The 17,197-nt window shown below is 61.7% G+C and carries 19 protein-coding genes and 1 riboswitch; of the genes, 8 read left to right on the forward strand and 11 right to left on the reverse strand.

The annotated features are described in order from the left end of the window. Nucleotides 1-11: 11 nt before the first annotated feature. The 3 genes from ACFWEM_RS29985 (at nucleotide 12) to ACFWEM_RS29995 (ending at nucleotide 1,269) form a co-directional block, all read left to right on the forward strand. On the forward strand, nucleotides 12-410 hold the full coding sequence (locus ACFWEM_RS29985) for a hypothetical protein (RefSeq protein ID WP_378539388.1): 399 nt from the start codon (nucleotides 12-14) through the stop codon (nucleotides 408-410). A gap of 8 nt (nucleotides 411-418) precedes the next feature. Beyond that, the gene (locus tag ACFWEM_RS29990) at nucleotides 419-934 is read left to right on the forward strand and encodes a DUF3558 domain-containing protein (protein ID WP_378539389.1); all 516 of its coding nucleotides are present in this window, start codon (nucleotides 419-421) and stop codon (nucleotides 932-934) included. 98 nt (nucleotides 935-1,032) lie between these two features. Further along, entirely contained in the window at nucleotides 1,033-1,269 is a 237-nt protein-coding gene (locus ACFWEM_RS29995) for a hypothetical protein (protein WP_378539390.1), read from the forward strand. Nucleotides 1,270-1,325: 56 nt separating this feature from the next. Here ACFWEM_RS29995 and ACFWEM_RS30000 read toward each other — a convergent pair whose 3' ends face one another. Both ACFWEM_RS30000 and ACFWEM_RS30005 read right to left on the reverse strand, forming a co-directional pair. Further along, nucleotides 1,326-1,787: a 6,7-dimethyl-8-ribityllumazine synthase gene (locus ACFWEM_RS30000; RefSeq protein WP_378539391.1), complete on the reverse strand. Its 462-nt coding sequence runs from the start codon at nucleotides 1,785-1,787 to the stop codon at nucleotides 1,326-1,328. Nucleotides 1,788-1,833: 46 nt separating this feature from the next. Continuing rightward, nucleotides 1,834-2,346 carry an Lrp/AsnC family transcriptional regulator gene (locus ACFWEM_RS30005; RefSeq protein WP_003941343.1) on the reverse strand — a complete coding sequence of 171 codons (513 nt, stop codon included), beginning with the start codon at nucleotides 2,344-2,346 and terminating at the stop codon, nucleotides 1,834-1,836. Between the two features lie 219 nt (nucleotides 2,347-2,565). On the opposite strand from ACFWEM_RS30005, the gene ACFWEM_RS30010 reads away from it, so the two are divergent. From ACFWEM_RS30010 to ACFWEM_RS30020, 3 genes are all read left to right on the forward strand, one after another. Then, nucleotides 2,566-3,681 carry a Glu/Leu/Phe/Val dehydrogenase gene (locus ACFWEM_RS30010; protein WP_378539392.1) on the forward strand — a complete coding sequence of 372 codons (1,116 nt, stop codon included), beginning with the start codon at nucleotides 2,566-2,568 and terminating at the stop codon, nucleotides 3,679-3,681. A 129-nt stretch (nucleotides 3,682-3,810) separates the two neighbouring features. Next, nucleotides 3,811-4,929 (forward strand): methyltransferase, encoded by a 1,119-nt coding sequence (locus tag ACFWEM_RS30015; protein WP_378539393.1) that lies wholly within the window; start codon nucleotides 3,811-3,813, stop codon nucleotides 4,927-4,929. 113 nt (nucleotides 4,930-5,042) lie between these two features. Continuing rightward, a complete protein-coding gene (locus ACFWEM_RS30020; RefSeq protein WP_378539394.1) occupies nucleotides 5,043-6,410 on the forward strand; it encodes an acetamidase/formamidase family protein in 1,368 nt (455 codons plus the stop codon). A gap of 21 nt (nucleotides 6,411-6,431) precedes the next feature. Here ACFWEM_RS30020 and ACFWEM_RS30025 read toward each other — a convergent pair whose 3' ends face one another. The 7 genes from ACFWEM_RS30025 to ACFWEM_RS30055 all read right to left on the reverse strand — a co-directional run bounded on the left by ACFWEM_RS30025 (nucleotide 6,432) and on the right by ACFWEM_RS30055 (nucleotide 12,825). Next, entirely contained in the window at nucleotides 6,432-7,778 is a 1,347-nt protein-coding gene (locus ACFWEM_RS30025; protein ID WP_378539395.1) for a hypothetical protein, read from the reverse strand. Nucleotides 7,779-7,990: 212 nt separating this feature from the next. Then, nucleotides 7,991-8,473: a hypothetical protein gene (locus ACFWEM_RS30030; RefSeq protein WP_378539396.1), complete on the reverse strand. Its 483-nt coding sequence runs from the start codon at nucleotides 8,471-8,473 to the stop codon at nucleotides 7,991-7,993. Between the two features lie 165 nt (nucleotides 8,474-8,638). Beyond that, complete coding sequence (locus ACFWEM_RS30035) at nucleotides 8,639-9,196, reverse strand: LysM peptidoglycan-binding domain-containing protein (protein ID WP_378539397.1); 558 nt, start codon at nucleotides 9,194-9,196, stop codon at nucleotides 8,639-8,641. A 288-nt stretch (nucleotides 9,197-9,484) separates the two neighbouring features. After that, nucleotides 9,485-10,276 (reverse strand): ABC transporter ATP-binding protein, encoded by a 792-nt coding sequence (locus ACFWEM_RS30040; RefSeq protein ID WP_378539398.1) that lies wholly within the window; start codon nucleotides 10,274-10,276, stop codon nucleotides 9,485-9,487. Next, entirely contained in the window at nucleotides 10,273-11,076 is an 804-nt protein-coding gene (locus ACFWEM_RS30045) for an ABC transporter permease (RefSeq protein ID WP_003941393.1), read from the reverse strand. The genes ACFWEM_RS30040 and ACFWEM_RS30045 overlap by 4 nt, the downstream gene beginning before the upstream one ends. Beyond that, nucleotides 11,054-12,082: an ABC transporter substrate-binding protein gene (locus tag ACFWEM_RS30050; RefSeq protein WP_378539456.1), complete on the reverse strand. Its 1,029-nt coding sequence runs from the start codon at nucleotides 12,080-12,082 to the stop codon at nucleotides 11,054-11,056. The genes ACFWEM_RS30045 and ACFWEM_RS30050 overlap by 23 nt, the downstream gene beginning before the upstream one ends. Then, complete coding sequence (locus ACFWEM_RS30055) at nucleotides 12,082-12,825, reverse strand: TenA family protein (RefSeq protein ID WP_378539399.1); 744 nt, start codon at nucleotides 12,823-12,825, stop codon at nucleotides 12,082-12,084. Before ACFWEM_RS30055 ends, ACFWEM_RS30050 begins: the two co-directional genes overlap by 1 nt. Beyond that, a riboswitch (TPP riboswitch) is annotated at nucleotides 12,813-12,908 on the reverse strand. It overlaps the preceding gene by 13 nt. A gap of 130 nt (nucleotides 12,909-13,038) precedes the next feature. Here ACFWEM_RS30055 and ACFWEM_RS30060 point away from each other — a divergent pair. After that, entirely contained in the window at nucleotides 13,039-14,607 is a 1,569-nt protein-coding gene (locus ACFWEM_RS30060; protein WP_378539400.1) for a carboxylesterase/lipase family protein, read from the forward strand. Here the strand turns inward: ACFWEM_RS30060 and ACFWEM_RS30065 are convergent. Together ACFWEM_RS30065 and ACFWEM_RS30070 are read right to left on the reverse strand one after the other, a co-directional pair. Next, nucleotides 14,600-15,826 (reverse strand): MFS transporter, encoded by a 1,227-nt coding sequence (locus ACFWEM_RS30065; protein WP_378539457.1) that lies wholly within the window; start codon nucleotides 15,824-15,826, stop codon nucleotides 14,600-14,602. The two genes, ACFWEM_RS30060 and ACFWEM_RS30065, sit on opposite strands and share 8 nt — an antisense overlap. 182 nt (nucleotides 15,827-16,008) lie before the next feature. Next, the gene (locus ACFWEM_RS30070) at nucleotides 16,009-16,278 is read right to left on the reverse strand and encodes a GNAT family N-acetyltransferase (RefSeq protein WP_007726096.1); all 270 of its coding nucleotides are present in this window, start codon (nucleotides 16,276-16,278) and stop codon (nucleotides 16,009-16,011) included. A 575-nt stretch (nucleotides 16,279-16,853) separates the two neighbouring features. On the opposite strand from ACFWEM_RS30070, the gene ACFWEM_RS30075 reads away from it, so the two are divergent. After that, the gene (locus ACFWEM_RS30075; protein WP_003941297.1) at nucleotides 16,854-17,180 is read left to right on the forward strand and encodes a hypothetical protein; all 327 of its coding nucleotides are present in this window, start codon (nucleotides 16,854-16,856) and stop codon (nucleotides 17,178-17,180) included. Nucleotides 17,181-17,197: the final 17 nt, after the last annotated feature.

Genomic DNA, 17,197 nt, shown 5'->3' on the forward strand with positions numbered 1-17,197 from the left:
GGGGGAGCGACGTGACGAATCCAGAGATACTCCTTAGCAGCCGACCAGCGCTATCGCTGTTGTGGGACCTAGACGCTGGTGGACCTTCCTTTCAATTGGATCCGGAAGTCGCTCACGGGCTTATTGGTGCCTGTGACAGCTACCTGCTCGTGTTGGAGGGCGCGTTGGGGATGGTCGGCGGAGTGTCCGATGTAAAATGCATGGGATCTTTGACCTCCGCGGAAAACCTCGCTGGAAAATTCTCCAAGAAGGCCGTCGGTGGGGAGGACTCGTTGGAGAAGGCGCTGAAGAGCCACGTCCAGGTTGTCACCGAGATGCGGGACTTTTTTCAGAAGTGTCTGGACAGTTACAGCGGTGTCGATACTTCCAACGCGGTCACGCTCGCGGGCCAGGATCTTCCGGGTTCGTGAGTTCTCGGATGAAGGCCAACAGGGTGGCGGCCGTACTGTTCGCGGGCGCACTGGCGGCGGGGTGCAGTGCATCGTTGCAAGGGGCGCCGCAACCTGCGTCCGGCCAAGAGGGATTGTTCGATCCCTGCAAGGACATTCCGGACTCGGTTCTGGAAGAAGTTGGGCTTGATCCGGCTACCGAGGAAGTTGATATCGCGGGTGTCGAGCAGCCGGGATGGAGGATTTGTTCATGGACAGGAACGTGGTTCTTCGTGTCAGTTCTCTCAAACAGATACACGCAGAACGACGTGACCCGAAACCCGGACTATGCGGAGTTTGTAGAAATGCCGATTGGTGATCGCGTGGGTATTCGATTCCAGCGAGAAAGCGATGCAGCAGTCGACGGCTGCTACGTGGCCCTTGCGGCCTCGCAGGGTTCGGTGTGGGTCAATGTCGAAGCAAAGGCTGGGGTCACGCACCAAGAGTCGGCGTGTGAATTAGTTGCATACGTCGCAGAACACCTCGACGGGAACCTCCCGCGGTGAGCACGGCGAGGGGGCTTGTGATTGTCGAGCCCGATGTTGCGAAACCGATTGTATGTGCTTGTAATTCGTTGCTCGACGAGCTGCGAGCGATGGTGCTCATGTGTGAGCGAATCGGAGACGTGAAGGGGATGGGGACTTTCCAGTCTGGGCAGGACCTCGCCGCGAAATTCTCCAAGAAGGCCGTCGGCGGTGAAGATTCGTTGGAGAAGTCGTTAAACAGCCACATCCAGGTGGTCACCGAGATGCGGGACTTCTTCCAGCAATGCGTCGACCGCTACGGCGAAGTCGACGACTCGAACGCCTCCGCACTGGCAAGCGTCGACACCCCTCGATAGACACAAAAAATCTCGCTGAGCCGATGGCATTCGACTCAGCGAGACTTGGGTAACGACTAGCTGGTGGGCAGGGCCTTCAACGACTTGACGGTGGCGTCGACCGCGCGCGCAGCCTCGGCGCCCTTCTTCACGAAATGCGTGCTGAAGTAGTCGACGTGCTCGGCGTGCTCGTGGAAGTGATGCGGCGTCAAAACCACCGAGAAGACCGGAACGTCGGTGTCGAGCTGCACGCGCATCAGACCGTCGATGACAGCCGTCGCCACGAAGTCATGCCGGTAGATTCCACCGTCGACGACCAGGCCTGCGGCAACGATCGCCTGGTAGCGGCCGGTCTGGGCCAACCGCCGAGCGTGCAGCGGGATCTCGAAAGCCCCCGGTACCTCGAAGAAATCAACCGTGTCCTTGGGGTAGCCGAGCTCGACGATCGCGTCGGTGAATCCGTCGCGTGCACGGTCGACGATGTTGCGATGCCACGTCGCCTGAATGAACGCGATGCGCTGTCCCTGGATCTCACTCATAACCATGAAACTAGCGCACCGGGAAGCATCGACGCGACCACCCGTCCTAGTCCTGCTGGCGGGGGAAGGCAGTCGAACGACCCCAGCCGGCGTCATTGGTGAGGTGCTCGAGGAGAGGCTGAATTCGATACGGAAGGGGATTGGTCAGAGCGATGGTCGTGGTCGAATGCGTGACGCCTGGAAGCGACACGATCTGCTCGGCCAACTTCTGCAATGCCGCGTGCGTCGACGTGGCAACCCGAACGAGCAGATCCTCGCGGCCGGTTGTGGCGTGAATTTCGATCACCTCGGGCAACTCGGTCAGACTGCGGGCCACTGCGCTGATCTTGCCCTGCTCGAGCTCCAGACCGACAAATGCCTGAATCGGGATACCGACCTCGGGGAGATTGAGATTCGGCCGAAACCCGGTGAGAAGTCCGTTGGATTCCATGCGCTTCATTCGCGACTGGACGGTGTTGCGGGCGACGCCCAACGAGTTGGCCAACTCGGCCACACTCATCCTCGAGTCCTTGCTGAGCAGTCCGAGCAACTGGACGTCGAGCTTGTCGATGCTGAGCACTTTGTGAACCTCTCCTCAGTGATATGAGTCACTGGATGATCGAATTGACTAGTTCAAGAGATTTGCATTGACCAAATCGTAACTCAGGCAGAGCATTGGTTCCACGAATTGCTCAGCGGGATTCTCTTTGGGTTATTTGTCCCCAATAGTACCCAATAGCCAATTCGTCCCAATATTTCGACTGCGCCCCGTTAATCCTTCGGAAAGGTCTATCCCACAATGACTCTCACCGCCGAGCCCGTGAACTCCGTTGTTTCCCATGACGACACTGCGGGCGTGTTCGATCGCGCCGACTACCTGCGCGATTACCCCCACGAGCAGGTGAGCTTCTTCCAGGATCCCGCGAGCGGCCTCAAGGCCATCGTCGCCATCCACTCCACGACGCTCGGCCCCGCGCTCGGCGGAACGCGCTTCTACCCGTACTCCGACGAATCTGCCGCAGTCACAGACGTTTTGCGCCTCTCGCGCGGCATGACCTACAAGGCTGCGGTTGCCGGCGTCGACCTCGGCGGCGGCAAGGCTGTCATCATCGGCGACCCCGCGACGGCCAAGACCGACGAATTGCTCGGCGCCTACGCAAAATTCGTCCAGACCCTCGGTGGCCGCTACATCACCGCTGGTGACGTCGGAACCAACTCCAACGATCTCGACGTCATCGGCCGCAACACCGACTTCGTCGTCGGCCGCAACGCCACCGTCGGCGGTTCCGGCGACAGCGCTCCGATGACGGCCCTCGGCGTATTCCAGTCGATGCGCGCCGCGGCGCAGTCGCATTGGGGCACGCCGTCGCTCGCAGGCAAGACTGTTGGTGTCGAGGGCACAGGCAAGGTCGGCTACGAACTCATCAAGCTTCTTCTCGCAGACGGTGCAACCGTTTTGGCGACCGACGTCAACGCCACAGCGCTCGACCGCGTCAAGGCGGACTTCCCGCAGGTGAGCATCGTCGACAGCATCATCGACGCCGATCTCGACGTCTACGCACCGTGCGCAATGGGCGCAACCCTCACCGACACGACCGCACGCTCGATCAAGGCCGAGGTTGTCTGCGGCGCTGCGAACAACCAGCTCACCGTCCCCGAGGTCGAGAACATCCTCCGTGACCGCGGCATCACCTGGACACCTGACTACGTGGCCAACGGCGGCGGCCTCATCCAGGTCGCCGGCGAGCTGAAGGGCAACTCGGCCGAAGAGGTCAAGCTCAAGGTCGAGAAGATCTTCGACACGGTCACCGAGATCTTCGCGAAGTCGAAGAAGGACGGAATCCTCGCCGGCGAGGCAGCTGACGCGGTCGCCGAGGCTCGGATCGCCGAGGCAGCTCGCGTAGCCAAGGGCTGACATCCCTCTCGCAGTCATGTAGCGCGGCCGGTCCCGACTAGTGTGGACACCAGACAAGCAGATTTTGCAGATCTGGACCACATCAGCCGGTAGACCGGCCGCCATGCGTCGGACGCCGGAAGGGCTTACATGACTGAACAATTCGCTGTGTGGACCGAGAACGACGCCGAACAATCGGCCCGTTGGGGTTCGACGAGCAACGCCCCGGCGCCCAAGCGCGTCGTCGTCGCCGACGACACGATGAAGGCCGACGACGCCTATCGCTTGGCGTGCGAAGGCACGGCGTTGCTGTGGCGCGGAGACTTTCAGAACGCTCGCCAACTGACGAAGGCCGTCGCGTCGCGCATCGACCGCAAGCCGCGCCGAGCCTCCGACGATCCCGCCGAAGCCTTCCATCTCCACCGGCAGACCCAAGGGCGTCGTGCGCAGATTCTCGGCATGCTGCTCATTCCCTTGGATGCAGATCTGTCGATTCCACTTCGGCGCTCCCCGGACGCGCAAGTAGCTTTGACCGAGGCGTTCGGGATTACTGGTGAGCCGTCGGTTCGCTCGTTGCGTGACATTCTCGGCGCCATCGGTGCTTACGAGTGGCACCGCAAAGGCGTTTTCATCGAGGCTCTCGACGCCCGCATCCATCCCGCGTTCGGAGTGTTCTCACCCGTCCGCGGCGAGTATGTCGACCTTGTCGCGTCTGCGCCACTGCCGTCGACGGAATCGGCTTTCGACATCGGCACCGGCACCGGCGTTCTGGCCGCCGTACTGGCGCAGCGCGGCGTCAAGACAGTGACAGCCACCGACCAGGACCCCCGGGCACTGCAATGCGCCCGTAGCAACCTCTCGCGGCTTGGCTACGGCGATCAGGTGAACGTGGTGGAAGCCGACCTCTTTCCCGAAGGCTCTGCCCCGTTGGTGGTGTGCAATCCTCCCTGGATTCCGGCCAAGGCCACCTCACCCATCGAATACGCGGTCTACGACCCGGCCGGAGCAATGCTGAAGGGCTTCCTGACAGGCGTCGCAGCGCATCTGGACGACGGGGGAGAAGCGTGGCTGATCCTCTCCGACATTGCCGAACACCTCGGTCTCCGAACGCGATCGGAATTGCACGACCTGATCGCGGCTGGTGGACTCACCGTTGTCGACCGCATGGACGTCAAGCCGACGCACGCAAAGGTCAGTGACCGAACCGATGCGCTTCACGCAGCCCGGGCACGAGAGACGACCTCGCTCTGGCGGCTTCGCCGTCGCTGAATTCATTCTCAGTCAACGGTATTTCCTTGCCATGAAATGGTAATGAACGAGTAACAAATCGGGTCTAGCTTTCTTCGCAGTCGCACATCGTCACGCACTCCGGAGGAAACTCGATGGAAAACACTCTTGCCCGCAACGCAGCCGAAGACCTGACGAAAGGACTTGGCCGACGCGGATTCATGAGGGCAGTCGCTGCCCTCGGCGCGGGCGTAGGAGTTGCCGGTGTGGCTTCGGGGTGCGCGCACTCGAACGCATCGCCGGCTGGATCATCCTCCTCTGCACTGCCATTCGCCGATGGTGTTCCGATACTGCAACCGGGCCGCGGAAATGTCAGCGGCGATCACTATCTGAGTTCGGATCCGTCGGACGTCATGTGGGGCTATGTGCCCAACATTCACACCCGCGAAGTGATGCGGATGAAGTCGGGCGAGACCGTCACCATCGACGCACTCTCACACGAGGGAATTCTCGAGGATCAAGGTCGCAATCCTCTCGAATACTTCGGCAGTAAAGGCGTTTCCGAGCAAGACGTGCTCGAGGACGCGATTGCCGTTGCGGCCGAATACAACCGAACCGAACGAAACTTCGACAAGGACGGCCCCCACGTCGTCACCGGACCCGTCTTCGTCGAGGGCGCACAGCCCGGGGACGTACTCAAGATCGAGACCCTCGAAGCCATTCCCCGCGTGCCGTACGGTGTTGTGTCGAGCAGACACGGCAAGGGTGCTCTCGCCGTCACGGCCGACGGAACCGCTCCGGCGGGAATCACTCTGGACGAAGTCATGCCGCCGGTCGCCACGGACGGGCGGGCGACAAAGGATCCGTTGAAGTACGGCGGTGTTTCCACTTTCACGGCGATCGAAGACGGTAAGGGTGTGATGCCCTTCGGTGAATCGAAGGTGCGGTTCCCTCTGCGTCCGTTCATGGGAATGATGGGAGTTGCATACTCCACGGACGCCGATCCGACATCCCCGTCGTCGAACTCCATTCCTCCGACGCTGGGCGGCGGGAACATCGACATCAGGCATCTCGGCGTCGGATCAACCTTTTACCTGCCGGTCTTTGCCGAAGGCGCCCTGTTCTACGTCGGTGACCCACATATGGCCATGGGCGACGGTGAGGCAGCGCTGACGGCGATGGAAGGTTCGCTGCGCGGCACGTTCCGACTGAGCGTGTGCAAGAAGGATTCCGGCGACGCCCCGTCGGTGGCATTCGGATACCCGTTCGCAGAGACCGAGGAGGCCTGGATTCCGATCGGCCTGTCCGACCCCAACGGTTCGGTCGACGGGCAGAACAGTGACCTCAACGGCGCCATGCGGCGCGCGGTGGTCAACGCGCTCGACTTCCTCGAGCATGATCGCGGAATGGATCGAGCGACGGCCTACGCCTATCTTTCTGCCGCAGCGGATTTCACGGTCTCGCAGGTAGTCGATCGAACCGTGGGCGTCCACGGGCAGATCTTCAAATCCCACTTCGAATAGTGAGAACGGCGATCCGTCGTGTCAGGACGGATCGTCGAAGAGGCTCTGCTGCAAGGGATCGGCGAACAGGCCCATCTGCTCAGGTTGCGGCTTTGCCGGAGTCTCGGTTCGAGAATTGGGCAGGACTACCAGTCGCAAAGCCCCGCGCAGGCGGTCGACCATGAGTTCCCACCCACCGACCTGATCCTCGTAGCCCGCAGCCTCTTCGGCGTCCCCACGACTGTGGGCGTCGACGGCCTGACTACGCAGCTGAATCTGCCATTCGTTACTGATGTGGAGGAGCTGAAGAATCAGATCGCGATCGCGACCGCAGACATCCGCCACCGCATCGAGATCCTCGGCCACATCCAAATCGAGGTGCAGTAGGGTCTCGAGTTCGGGAGGCAGGTCCTCGGCCGTCAGATCGGGCTGTAGCGAGGAAGAATCACCGTTCTTGTTCGCGAAGAAGAGGTCTCCGCCGACACGTGCGGCGAATTCGTCGTCCACGGTGCGCAGGAAGGACGTCAAGGCCGCGCACGTATCCGTCAGTTGCTTCGGAACGAATGGTGAACCCGCTACCTCGAGGAACACCGACAAACGGTCGTCGATCAAGACGAACTTGATGCGTGACCATTTGCGGTTGAGATCGGCGATGACCTCGGCTGCTCGGGTGCGGTTGCTGATGTCCTGAACGAGCGGCGAGAACAACTGCACGTCCATGGACTCGGACAGCGGACCCACGAACATGACGGTCGAGCCGACACGAATTGGTATGTCCCCGTCGCTGTCCCGCTCGGGAAGAGTGCCGAGCATAGGAATCAATGCGAGAGTGACCAACTCCTTGAGATGGTCGATATCGGTGGGCATGTACGCCGCGGTGGGGTCGAGTGTCGGAAGTTCTGTCGACTCGACAACCGACGGATCGAAATCCGGAGTCTGCTCGTTGCCGGTGAGATCGCTGGCGAGGAAGGCCGGGTGCTGCACACCGAATACGTCACGGAAGGCGGCGACTGTCATCGCTGCGAGCTGGTCGGCCCAGTTCTGTGCCTTGTCGACGCAGAAGGCGGGAGAGTTGTTCGGATCCTCGAGATTCTCGGAAGGCGGATTCCAGCCGAGTGCGATCAACTTTTGTTCGTCGGCGTCTTCGAGTCGATAGCGAGGATGAAGGAAGTCGTTGGAAGGAACCTCGCAGCGGACTGTGTTCTTGTCCCACACGAGGAACTGAACGCATGGCGCTGCGCCGTCAGCTGGATCGAAGTCGCCGGTGGACGATTCCACGGCAAGAACATCGCCGTCGACCATGATGGAAATGTGATCACCGAGGCGACGTTGAAATTCTGCCCATGCCCGGTCGACACTGATATCGAGATCGAAGCCCATTGCGCTCATCAGCCACCTCCTTCCGCAAAAGCTCAGACCTATACGGTAACGCGAGGCTCCGACAATGCTGCTGTCCTTTTCCGGTCGACCGGATTGCAGCGGGTCACAGGCCGTGTGGACGACGAAGGTCGCCGCAGGTAGATCGGGTATTCGAGATCGGCGACTGAAGTGCTCCTGTAACCGCCGTCACGCCAGGCGGTATGCAGCCGAATGAGCGAGAACTATCCGGCGAGAACGGGCGAGACCTCGACGACGGGCGGCGTGGACCCGGTCGTGACCACTGGGGTGGTGCTGGTCTTGGTAGTCGTGGCTGTCGCGGTCGGTGTTGAGGTCGCGGTGGCCGACGCGGAGGTCGTGGACGAGACCGGTGTTGTCGTGCTCGTTGCAGTAGTAGTCGAGGTGGCAGAACTCGTGCTTGTCGCGGTCACCACCAGCGGCTGATTGCGAGGAGCAGTCGTCTCGTCGGCGATTCGCCAGGTCGGCGTCGGAGGAATGACAACGGTAGGAACTGCCACCGAGCTGTAGAACGCGGCCGGTTCGATCCCGGCGACGGACTCGACGGAAACCGACGAGACCAGAGCGGGAGGCTTCACCACAGGGCCGCCGGCACCGAATGCGCCGGCTGCTCCGCCGAAAACGAGGCCTGATGTCAGAGAGAGAGCGGCCACTGCGACAGCGCCGATCATGACTGTTCTGTCTTTCATGCACACCTGTCCTTCGGGAGCAGTACGGAAGTACTGTAGGCGAAAAGATGCCGCAATGGAGTATCAGGGTCTGCTGGGCGAGACACGAATCTGTGTGGCGTAGAACACAAAAGGCCCTGGGGGCCGACGCGAACGTCGGCACCCAGGGCCAGGTCAAGCAGTGAATCAGGCGGGGATCGTCAGTACCTGACCGGCGTTGATGAGATCCGGGTTCGGGATGCCGTTTGCATCCGCGATGCGTTGGTACTGGTTGCCGTCACCGTAGAAGCGCTCTGCGATCGCCCACAGGGTGTCGCCGCTTTCGACGGTGTAGCTCTGCGCTGCCGGAGCGGCGGGTGCAGGCTCGGGTTCCGGTGCCGGAGCGGGCTCGGGGGCAGCCTCGGCGGCCGGCGCCTCGATTGCGGTGTCCGAAGACCACAAAGCGTTTCCACCGGCGGACAGAACGACGTTGCGATCGTCCTGAACCGAGAGGGAGGCACCGTCGTTGCCTGCGGTCTGCGATGCCCACACGGCGTCGGAGTCCTTGTAGATGACGAAGTTTCCGTCAGCCTGCACCTCGGCGCGGTTGGCGCCGGATCCGTTGGTGCCTGCGGCCCAAACAGCCTGTCCACCCTCGGACAGGACCAGGTTGCCGTCGTCCTGCAAGCTGAGGGTGTACGCGCCGTTGTCGGACTTGAGTTCCTGGCCGACTCCGAGGCTCTGACCTGACTGCAGTGTGCTCACGCTGTCCCTTTCCAAATCTGTTGCGATGACTGTGCCTCCACGATTCCGCTTTACCGTCCAGTTACCTTCTGGCCGTTGGTCTCGTAGGCGACCGAGTGTACGTTACCGAAGAGTACAGAGAATTGTGCAGCGTTGACGGACTGCGTGTCGAGCGTTCGGATCTTGCTGATATTAAGGCGTTTTGGGCGAAAGTGCCGCGACATCCTACGCGAAGTTGCACCGTCGCGATGCACTTTCTCTTGAACGGCAGGTGAAATCGGCGCGCTCTCAGCGCATTTTCAGTAACCGCTAGGGGCGTAGCGACTTGCGCGTCTCGTCGTGGAGAACGGCAAGCAGTTCACGCTCGACGTCGGCGAACTCGGGCGTGGTGATCATGTCCAGCTCGCGTGGCCTCGGCAAGGGAACGTCGACGACGCACCTGACCGTGGCCGGACGCGCAGACAGAACGACCACGCGGTCGGACAGATAGATCGCTTCACGAATATCGTGGGTGATCATCAGTACGGTCCACCGGTACTGCTGCCACACGTCTTGCAGCCAGGCCTGCATCTCGGTGCGGGTCAACGAGTCCAGTGCGCCGAACGGCTCGTCGAGCAGCAGGACAGGTTTGCCCTGAACAACGGTGCGCAGCATCGCCGCTCGCTGGCGCATACCGCCCGAGAGCTGCGCCGGCCGAGCGTCCTCGAATCCGGACAGGCCGAATGCCGGGAACAACTCACGAGCCCGCTCGCGTGCTTCCTTCTTGGCGACTCCCTGCACTTCCAAACCGAGGGCCGTGTTGTCCAGTACCGAGCGCCAAGGGAACAGAAGATCCTTCTGCGGCATGTACGCGGTGTGTACCTCGGCGTCTGCTTCGGATTCTGTTGCGCGCGTGCCCACACGGACCGAACCGGAGGTAGGAGATTCCAGCCCGGCAAGGACGTTGAAGATCGTGCTCTTGCCGCAACCGCTCGGCCCGATCACTGACACGAATTCGCCGGATTCGGCGGAGAATGACACCGAATCGAGCACGAGACGCGATTCTCCGGCAGTGTCGAACCTCTTGGTCAGGTCCTGGATTTCGACCATGGGGTCAGTCATGTCCGTGACCTTTCGTTCATCGCCCATGGTGCAACGATGCGCTCGATGGCGAACGTCAGCAAGTACAGCGTGACGCTGATCAATGCAGTCACCAGTACCGCCGCCAAGACCAGGTCGGTGCGGAAGGAGTTCTTCTGGGTGCTCATGTAAATGCCCAAACCGGAAGTAGCGCCGACATATTCGGAGAACACTGCACCCACCACCGCGTAGGTGATGCCGATACGTAGGGCAGTGAAGAATCGCGGAATCGCCGAAGGTAGGCGGACGTAGCGGAACTCCTGCCAGCGAGTGCTGCCCATGCTGCGCAGGAGAGCGCCCGCTTCCCGGTCGGCCGCGGCAAATCCCTCGATGAGTCCGATGGTCATGGGGAAGAACGTCGCAAGGGCGATCACCAGCACCTTCGGCAACAACCCGAAGCCGAACCAGATGATCATCAGCGGCGCGATGGCGATGATCGGCAGCGTCTGCGAGACGACGAAAAGTGGTACCAGCGCGCGTGACAACCACGGCGAAAAGTCCACGACCACAGCAAGAATCCAGGCCAACACCAATGAAACAGTGAAGCCGACCAACGTGACCTGCAATGTCGACCAGGCGTGGCCGGAGATGATCTCGCGGTTGTCCCACCCCTGGGACAGAACGCGCCCCGGAGACGGAAGTACTTGCGGCCGAATCCCACTGATCTCGACGTAGATCTGCCACGCCGCCACGAGGAGCACCACCACGGCGAGCGCGGGAAGCGCCCGCCGCATAGTCGAGACCAACCGTCCGCTCACGTCAGGACGCGTCGAGATACTCATTGGTGAAGTACTCCGAGAAGTCCGGCTTCTGGGTCAACGGCTTCCCGTCGGGTCCGGCGAGCAATCCGTTCTCGAAGAGGAATCCCGAATAACCCGACCAGGTTTCGAGATTCTGGGCACCCACAACGCCGTTGGCGTCTTTCATGTAGTCGGCGGCGAGCATCCGCTGACTCTCACGCACGAGGTCTTCGTCGGTGAAAGCTCCGGGGTTCGCGTCGATGAGATCCTGCGCGGCCTGGTCCGGGTTGTCGGCAGCAGTCTGATATCCGCGTTGAACGGCTTTGACGAACTTGCGTGCCTCGTCGGGATGGTCCTTCAACCACTGCTGGTTGCCGTTGATTACGATCGAATACGCATCGGGGAAGCCGTAATCGGTGTACTGGAAGTACCGCATCGGAGTTCCGTTTCGCTCCGCTTCGAGGCCTTCCCACGCAAAGTAGGAGACGGTGAAGTCTGCCTGGCCCGAGTACACGGCTTCGTACGCGGAAGTTCCGAGCGTGACCGTCGTGAAGTTCCCGGTCCCGCCGTCGTTGCGGATGATCTGCTGCAGCGTTTCGACTTCGCCGGGATCGCCGAACCCGGCGTACGTCTTCCCGTCGAGATCACGTGGGCGCGTGATGTCCGCACGATCCGCCTTCACACCGATGCCGGTGGCGCGGTGCTGAAGTGGCGCGATGACGGACGTAGTGGCGGCGCCGGCCGCACGGGCGAACGTGGCCTGACTCTGTGTGCTGATGCCGAACTCCGCATTGCCGGCATCGACCAGGGTGTCGGGCGAGGTGTTGTTGTACGGCAGGATCGAGACGTCCAGGCCGGCGTCCTCGAAGTAGCCCTCTTGGAGTGCTACGTACAAACCGGTGTGGTTCGTGTTCGGTGTCCAGTCGAGTGCGAACCGAATGGTCCCGTCGGAAGAGCCGCTGTCAGAGGCGCATCCGGTCAGAACTGTGAACGCGGCTGCGATCGCGGCAGACGTGGCAAGCGTGCGGCGCAGCGCCGCAAACGACATCACGACGCCGGCCAAGGCTGCTGGTGGAGTGCGGAATCCCAGAACATCAGCTCGTAGCGACTGGCGATGCGGAACGCCTTACTCATCGCGTCACGCTCTGTCTCGGTGGCTGCTTCAGCGGCCGCGTCGACCAGTGCGCGAGCCTGCGCCACAGACTCGTGGAATTCGGGTGCGTCGTAGGTTGTGACCCACTGCGCGTACGGGTGTGACGGATCGGCGTCGAGCACCTCGCGCGCTGAAGCGGCAAGATCGCGGCCGACCTCGGCGTAGATCCAGAAGCAGGGGAGTACCGCCGCTGCGGAGACCGGGTAAGGCGAGGTTGCTGCAGTCGCCGTCAGATACGAGACGTATCCCAGGCAGGCCTGCGAATGCTCCAGTTTTCCCGATCCCGCGGGAAGAATTCCGCCGGTGAGCAGTCCGTCGTGAAGCGCAGATTCCACTGTCGCTGCCGTGGACGCGGAATTGGACCAGAAGCCCGCGGACTGCGGATCGGGTGCGTGCGCCGCGACCAGGGACAAGGCCTTCGAATATCCCTCCAGATAGAGCTTGTCCTGCTCGATGTACGTCCGGAACGCGTCGAGAGGCAGTGTTCCGTCGCCGAGGCGTTTGAGGAACTCGAGTGAGTCGATCGACTCGCGGAGGGCCTTCGTCTCGGCCCAGAGTCGATCGGTGAACCGATCCGTCGACGGCGCTGTGGCCACCGAGTTTTCGGCAGAATTGTATGCAGGCTGTGTAGTAGCCATGACATCCCTTCGTCAGCATTACCTGATCAGGTTCCCGGGTGTGTTCTCAGCCCCGCCCATGCGGAGCACCCCGTGTCAGAACTAGGCGACCTTAACACCGAGCCTCTCCTTCGTCGGCGCCTACCTGGCAGTTGAGTAATCGGCGCACACCGGCCTTAAGTTGGTACGTTTGGTCTTGTTTGCCACACGCGCGGGTCGGGAGGGGATTCAGACATGGAGACCGACGTTCGACCGAATCTTGGCGAGGACGGAACTCTCGTGATCCGTGCCCGAGGCGGAGAAGCCCGGGGATATCCGGATGGCGGAGTGTTCGCGTGGAAGGGCATGCCCTACGCAGCAGCGCCGGTGGGTGAGCGGAGATTCCGCGCGCCGCAACCCACAGAGCCGTGGGACGGGGTGCGCGACTGTCGTGAGTTCGGGCCGATCGCGCCGCAAGGGCAGAGTCCGGCGGTTCCGATCGACCGTGCTTTCAAGATCGACGAGGACTGTCTGTCGATCAACGTGTGGGCCCCGCGCCCCGACGGAACGCCGCGACCGGTGATGGTGTGGATTCACGGCGGTGCTTACTGCCTCGGGTCCGCCGCGCAAACGATCTACGACGGCCGTCATCTGGCTGAAACCGGAGACGTCGTTCTCGTGTCCTTCAACTATCGCGTCGGTGCCCTCGGATTCCTGGACCTGTCCGGATTCTCCACCGCGGATACCGTTTTCGAATCGAACTGTGGTCTGCGAGACCAGATTGCGGCACTCGAGTGGGTTCGAGACAACATCGACGCGTTCGGCGGAGATCCGGGAGCGGTGACCGTCTTCGGTGAGTCCTCCGGCGCAGGATCCATCACGACGCTCATGACCTGTCCCAGCGCCGAAGGTCTGTTCCAACGCGCGATCGCTCAAAGTCCGCCCGCGACCTCCGTCTACGGGGCCGAGCGCGCCAAGACCGTAGCGGAGCGGTTTCTCGAACTGCTCTCGATCGAGCCCGAAGATGCGGGCGATCTGCTGACCACGGATCTCGAACTTCTCGTCAAGGCAAGCGATGACCTGGTCAACGAAATCCCGACACGGATTCCGGGAACTTTGGCGATGGCGCCCGTCGTCGATCGCGATCTGGTGCCGCACTACCCGGTTGCGGCTTTCCAGAAGGGTTATGCGCACCGGATCCCGCTGATCATCGGTTCCAACAAGGACGAGGCGTCGATCTTCAAGTTCATGAAGTCGCCCCTGATGCCGGTGAGCGCGCAGTCCGTCGAGGCCATGCTGCAATTACTGGCCGACGATCACCCCGATATCTCCGCAACCAAACTCGCCGAGATCATGTCGGCTTACCCTGACCATGCGAAACCGAGTGGTGCGCTGGCGCTTTCACGGGACGCGGCGTTTCGCATGCCGACCCTGTGGATCGCCGACGCGCACTGCAGGCATTCCCCTACGTGGGTCTACCGCTTCGATCACGCGACGCCGATGCTCAAGGCGGCGCGGATCGGCGCGGGCCACGCGACCGAATTACCTTATGTATTCGGCAATTTCGGAACCCTAAACGTCGACCCCACGTTCTGGCTCGGCGGACGGAAGGCTGCGATGGAGGTGGCCGGCCGTATCCAACGGCGATGGTTGGCCTTCGCCAGGCATGCCGTGCCGGCGGCCCTCGACGGCTCGAAGCACTGGGCGCCGTACGAGGAAGAGAAGCGGTCGACGCTGTTGATCGACTCCGCCGACACCCTCGTCAGCGACCCAGATCACGGACTGCGCGTCGCCTGGGGCAACGACGTGATGGGGTTCAACTGACGTCGGTCGAGTGCCGCGGACGATCGAGTTCGCGAAGCACCGGCAGGGAAGCACAGACAGCGGCGATCAGGATGATCGGAATCGACAGGGCCACAAAGGTCGACGCGATTCCGAGTTGATCGAGCAGAGGGCCGACTGCAAGGTAGCCCAGCGGGCCGGCGGCGTAGGCCGTCGACGTCATGACACCGACGACGCGTCCGCGCATGTGCTCCGGGCTGTGCGTCTGCATGGCGTAGTTGGCGATCGGTCCGACCGGTCCGTAGACGAGACCCTGTAGCCCGGCGAGTACGAGGATCACCCAGAGCGGGGGGAGGAGCGCCATCGCGAGCATTGCGATGCCGAGAACGGCGACCGCAAAAATCATGATCAGGCGTCGGGACATGATCGGTGCGAGTGGGGCATAAGCGAGAGAGCCGATGATGCCGCCGATCGCCAAGGCCATCAGCACCGATCCGAGTTGGGCAGGTTGATCCAACTCGGTGAAGTACACCGGGAACACGACGCTCTCCACCGGCATGTAGAGCGCGACGACGGCCATGTCGATCAGAGCCAGAGTGCGGAGCAGTTTGTTGTTCCAGACGAACCGAAGACCGTCGAGGGTGCCGTGCCAGATCGATTTCGGCCGATGTTCGTGTTCGGGCACCCCGGCCCCGGGAAGCCGGATGAAGGCGACCACGACTATCGAGAACACAAAGCCTGCCGCCGTCACCCAGAGCGTGTTCACCGCTCCGATCGTTGCGATCAGGACACCGCCGATGCCAGGGCCGATCAGGTACGCGACATTGAAGTTGGCCTCGTACACACTGTTGGTTCGATCGAGTTTCCACTTGGCGGCCCGAGTTGCGGCCGGCAGCATCGACTCCCGCGCCGCCATTCCGGCGGGGTCGAACACGGCGCCGAGCGCGGCCAACGCCGCGATCACCGGGATGGTCAGGCCGGCAGTGGCCGCGATGATCGGAATCGTTGCTACCGACATCGCGGAGAGTGCGTCGGAAATCATCGAGGTACGACGACGTCCGAACTTGTCGACGAATGTCCCTGAGAACAAGCTCGATACGAGTAGCGGAATGGCTGCTGCGCCGGCCACTATCGCCGCGTCGGTGGCCCTGCCCGTTCGTTCGAGGACCAGCCAGGGGAGCACGACGACAGCGATACCGTTGCCGATCGCCGAGAACAGCGTCGCGAGATTGACCAGTACGAGAGGGAGATAGCTGGGAATAGCTACGTCCGAGGATGTAGGTGGACGCCGATCTGCTGAGGCGACCACGTTCTTTCCTTCCCCGAGATGGTGCCGACCAGGGTTTCGACTCGGATTTCGACGAGTTCGACGACGGCACCATCGACGCTAGCAGCGGGGTCTGCAGGTCCGCGAGTGGTTTTTCGCGGATCGTCTTCGTTCGGTTATGCCTGGTAAACGGGGTTCTCTGCAACAAACTTCTCGACGTACGAGCACGTCGGAAGGATCTTCAATCCCTCGTTCCGGGTCTGATCGAGCGCTTCACGCACAACGATTGCGGCAAGTCCGCGCCCACGAAACTGCGGATAGGTCACCGTGTGGTGGAAATCACGGACGCCGGAATGGTCCGAGTACTCGGCAAAACCGGCGAGTTCGCCGTCGACTCGGATCTCGAAACGCGTTTCCGCGGGATTGTGCGCCACTGTCTCGGTCATCTTCGGGCTCCGTTTCGAAAGGGCGGCCGGCTGCGCCGCGCCGCGTCTGCGTTCTCTGGAGCACGCTACCTGGCAGGCCGCCCGCAATATCATTCGCTGACGTGGGATCCGTTACTTAGCGCAACTACAACTGGACGACCGTTCAAGGGACCTTCGTCGCCACGGAGAACGAACAAAACTGGTCTGTACGTGCCGATTTGTCCGTGCTTTCATGCCCACATCCGGTGATACATATGCATTGCGATCGTAAACATCCCAATATGTGGGATGTGTCACAAACTTTTTTGTCGTCTGTTCGGATGCTTTAAGAAGAGGGCCTGAACCGGGCAATTTGCAGGTCAGCGGCGCGCTGATCGCGTGTCGGTGATAGGTGCAAGGTGCCGAGAACCCCATGGGTATTGCCTTGGTCATCAGATCGTTTCTTGGACGTGATCCCAAAGACCCGCTCGGGGGGTTAGCGTTTGAATCGTCGGGGATAGAAGAAGCGTTACACCTTCGCCGGAAGAACTTTTGGCGCGGCGCAACAACGGTTCGATTTCGAGTCTTCGTCGGACAACTTCGAGGAAGGAACGCACATGATTTTCGGGCAGCGTGAGTCGAACAGTTACTTTGCCGCAATTTTTTCGTACGACTTCCTTGACGAAGGTCTGGGATACGAGACCATCGCTCGGATTCACCGGGGTGAGATCTGCGAGTGGATTCGCGATCTCGAGGCTTCCGGATTGTTCTCCGCTGCAGAGGTCCACGCCGCTGAGCTTGCATGGCGAGAGAATCCACGCTTGCTCCTCGACGCTCTACTCGAGGACGCCGACGAGGTCTCGGTCAAGCGCTGGGAGATTGCGTGGACGAGGCTCGAGCGCCAGTCGCCGGCGGCCGGAACCGCGGTGGCAGAGCACGGCTGACGCTCAGCTGAGATCTA

This window comes from Rhodococcus sp. NPDC060176 (assembly GCF_042728675.1).
Taxonomy (GTDB): Bacteria; Actinomycetota; Actinomycetes; order Mycobacteriales; family Mycobacteriaceae; genus Rhodococcus_F.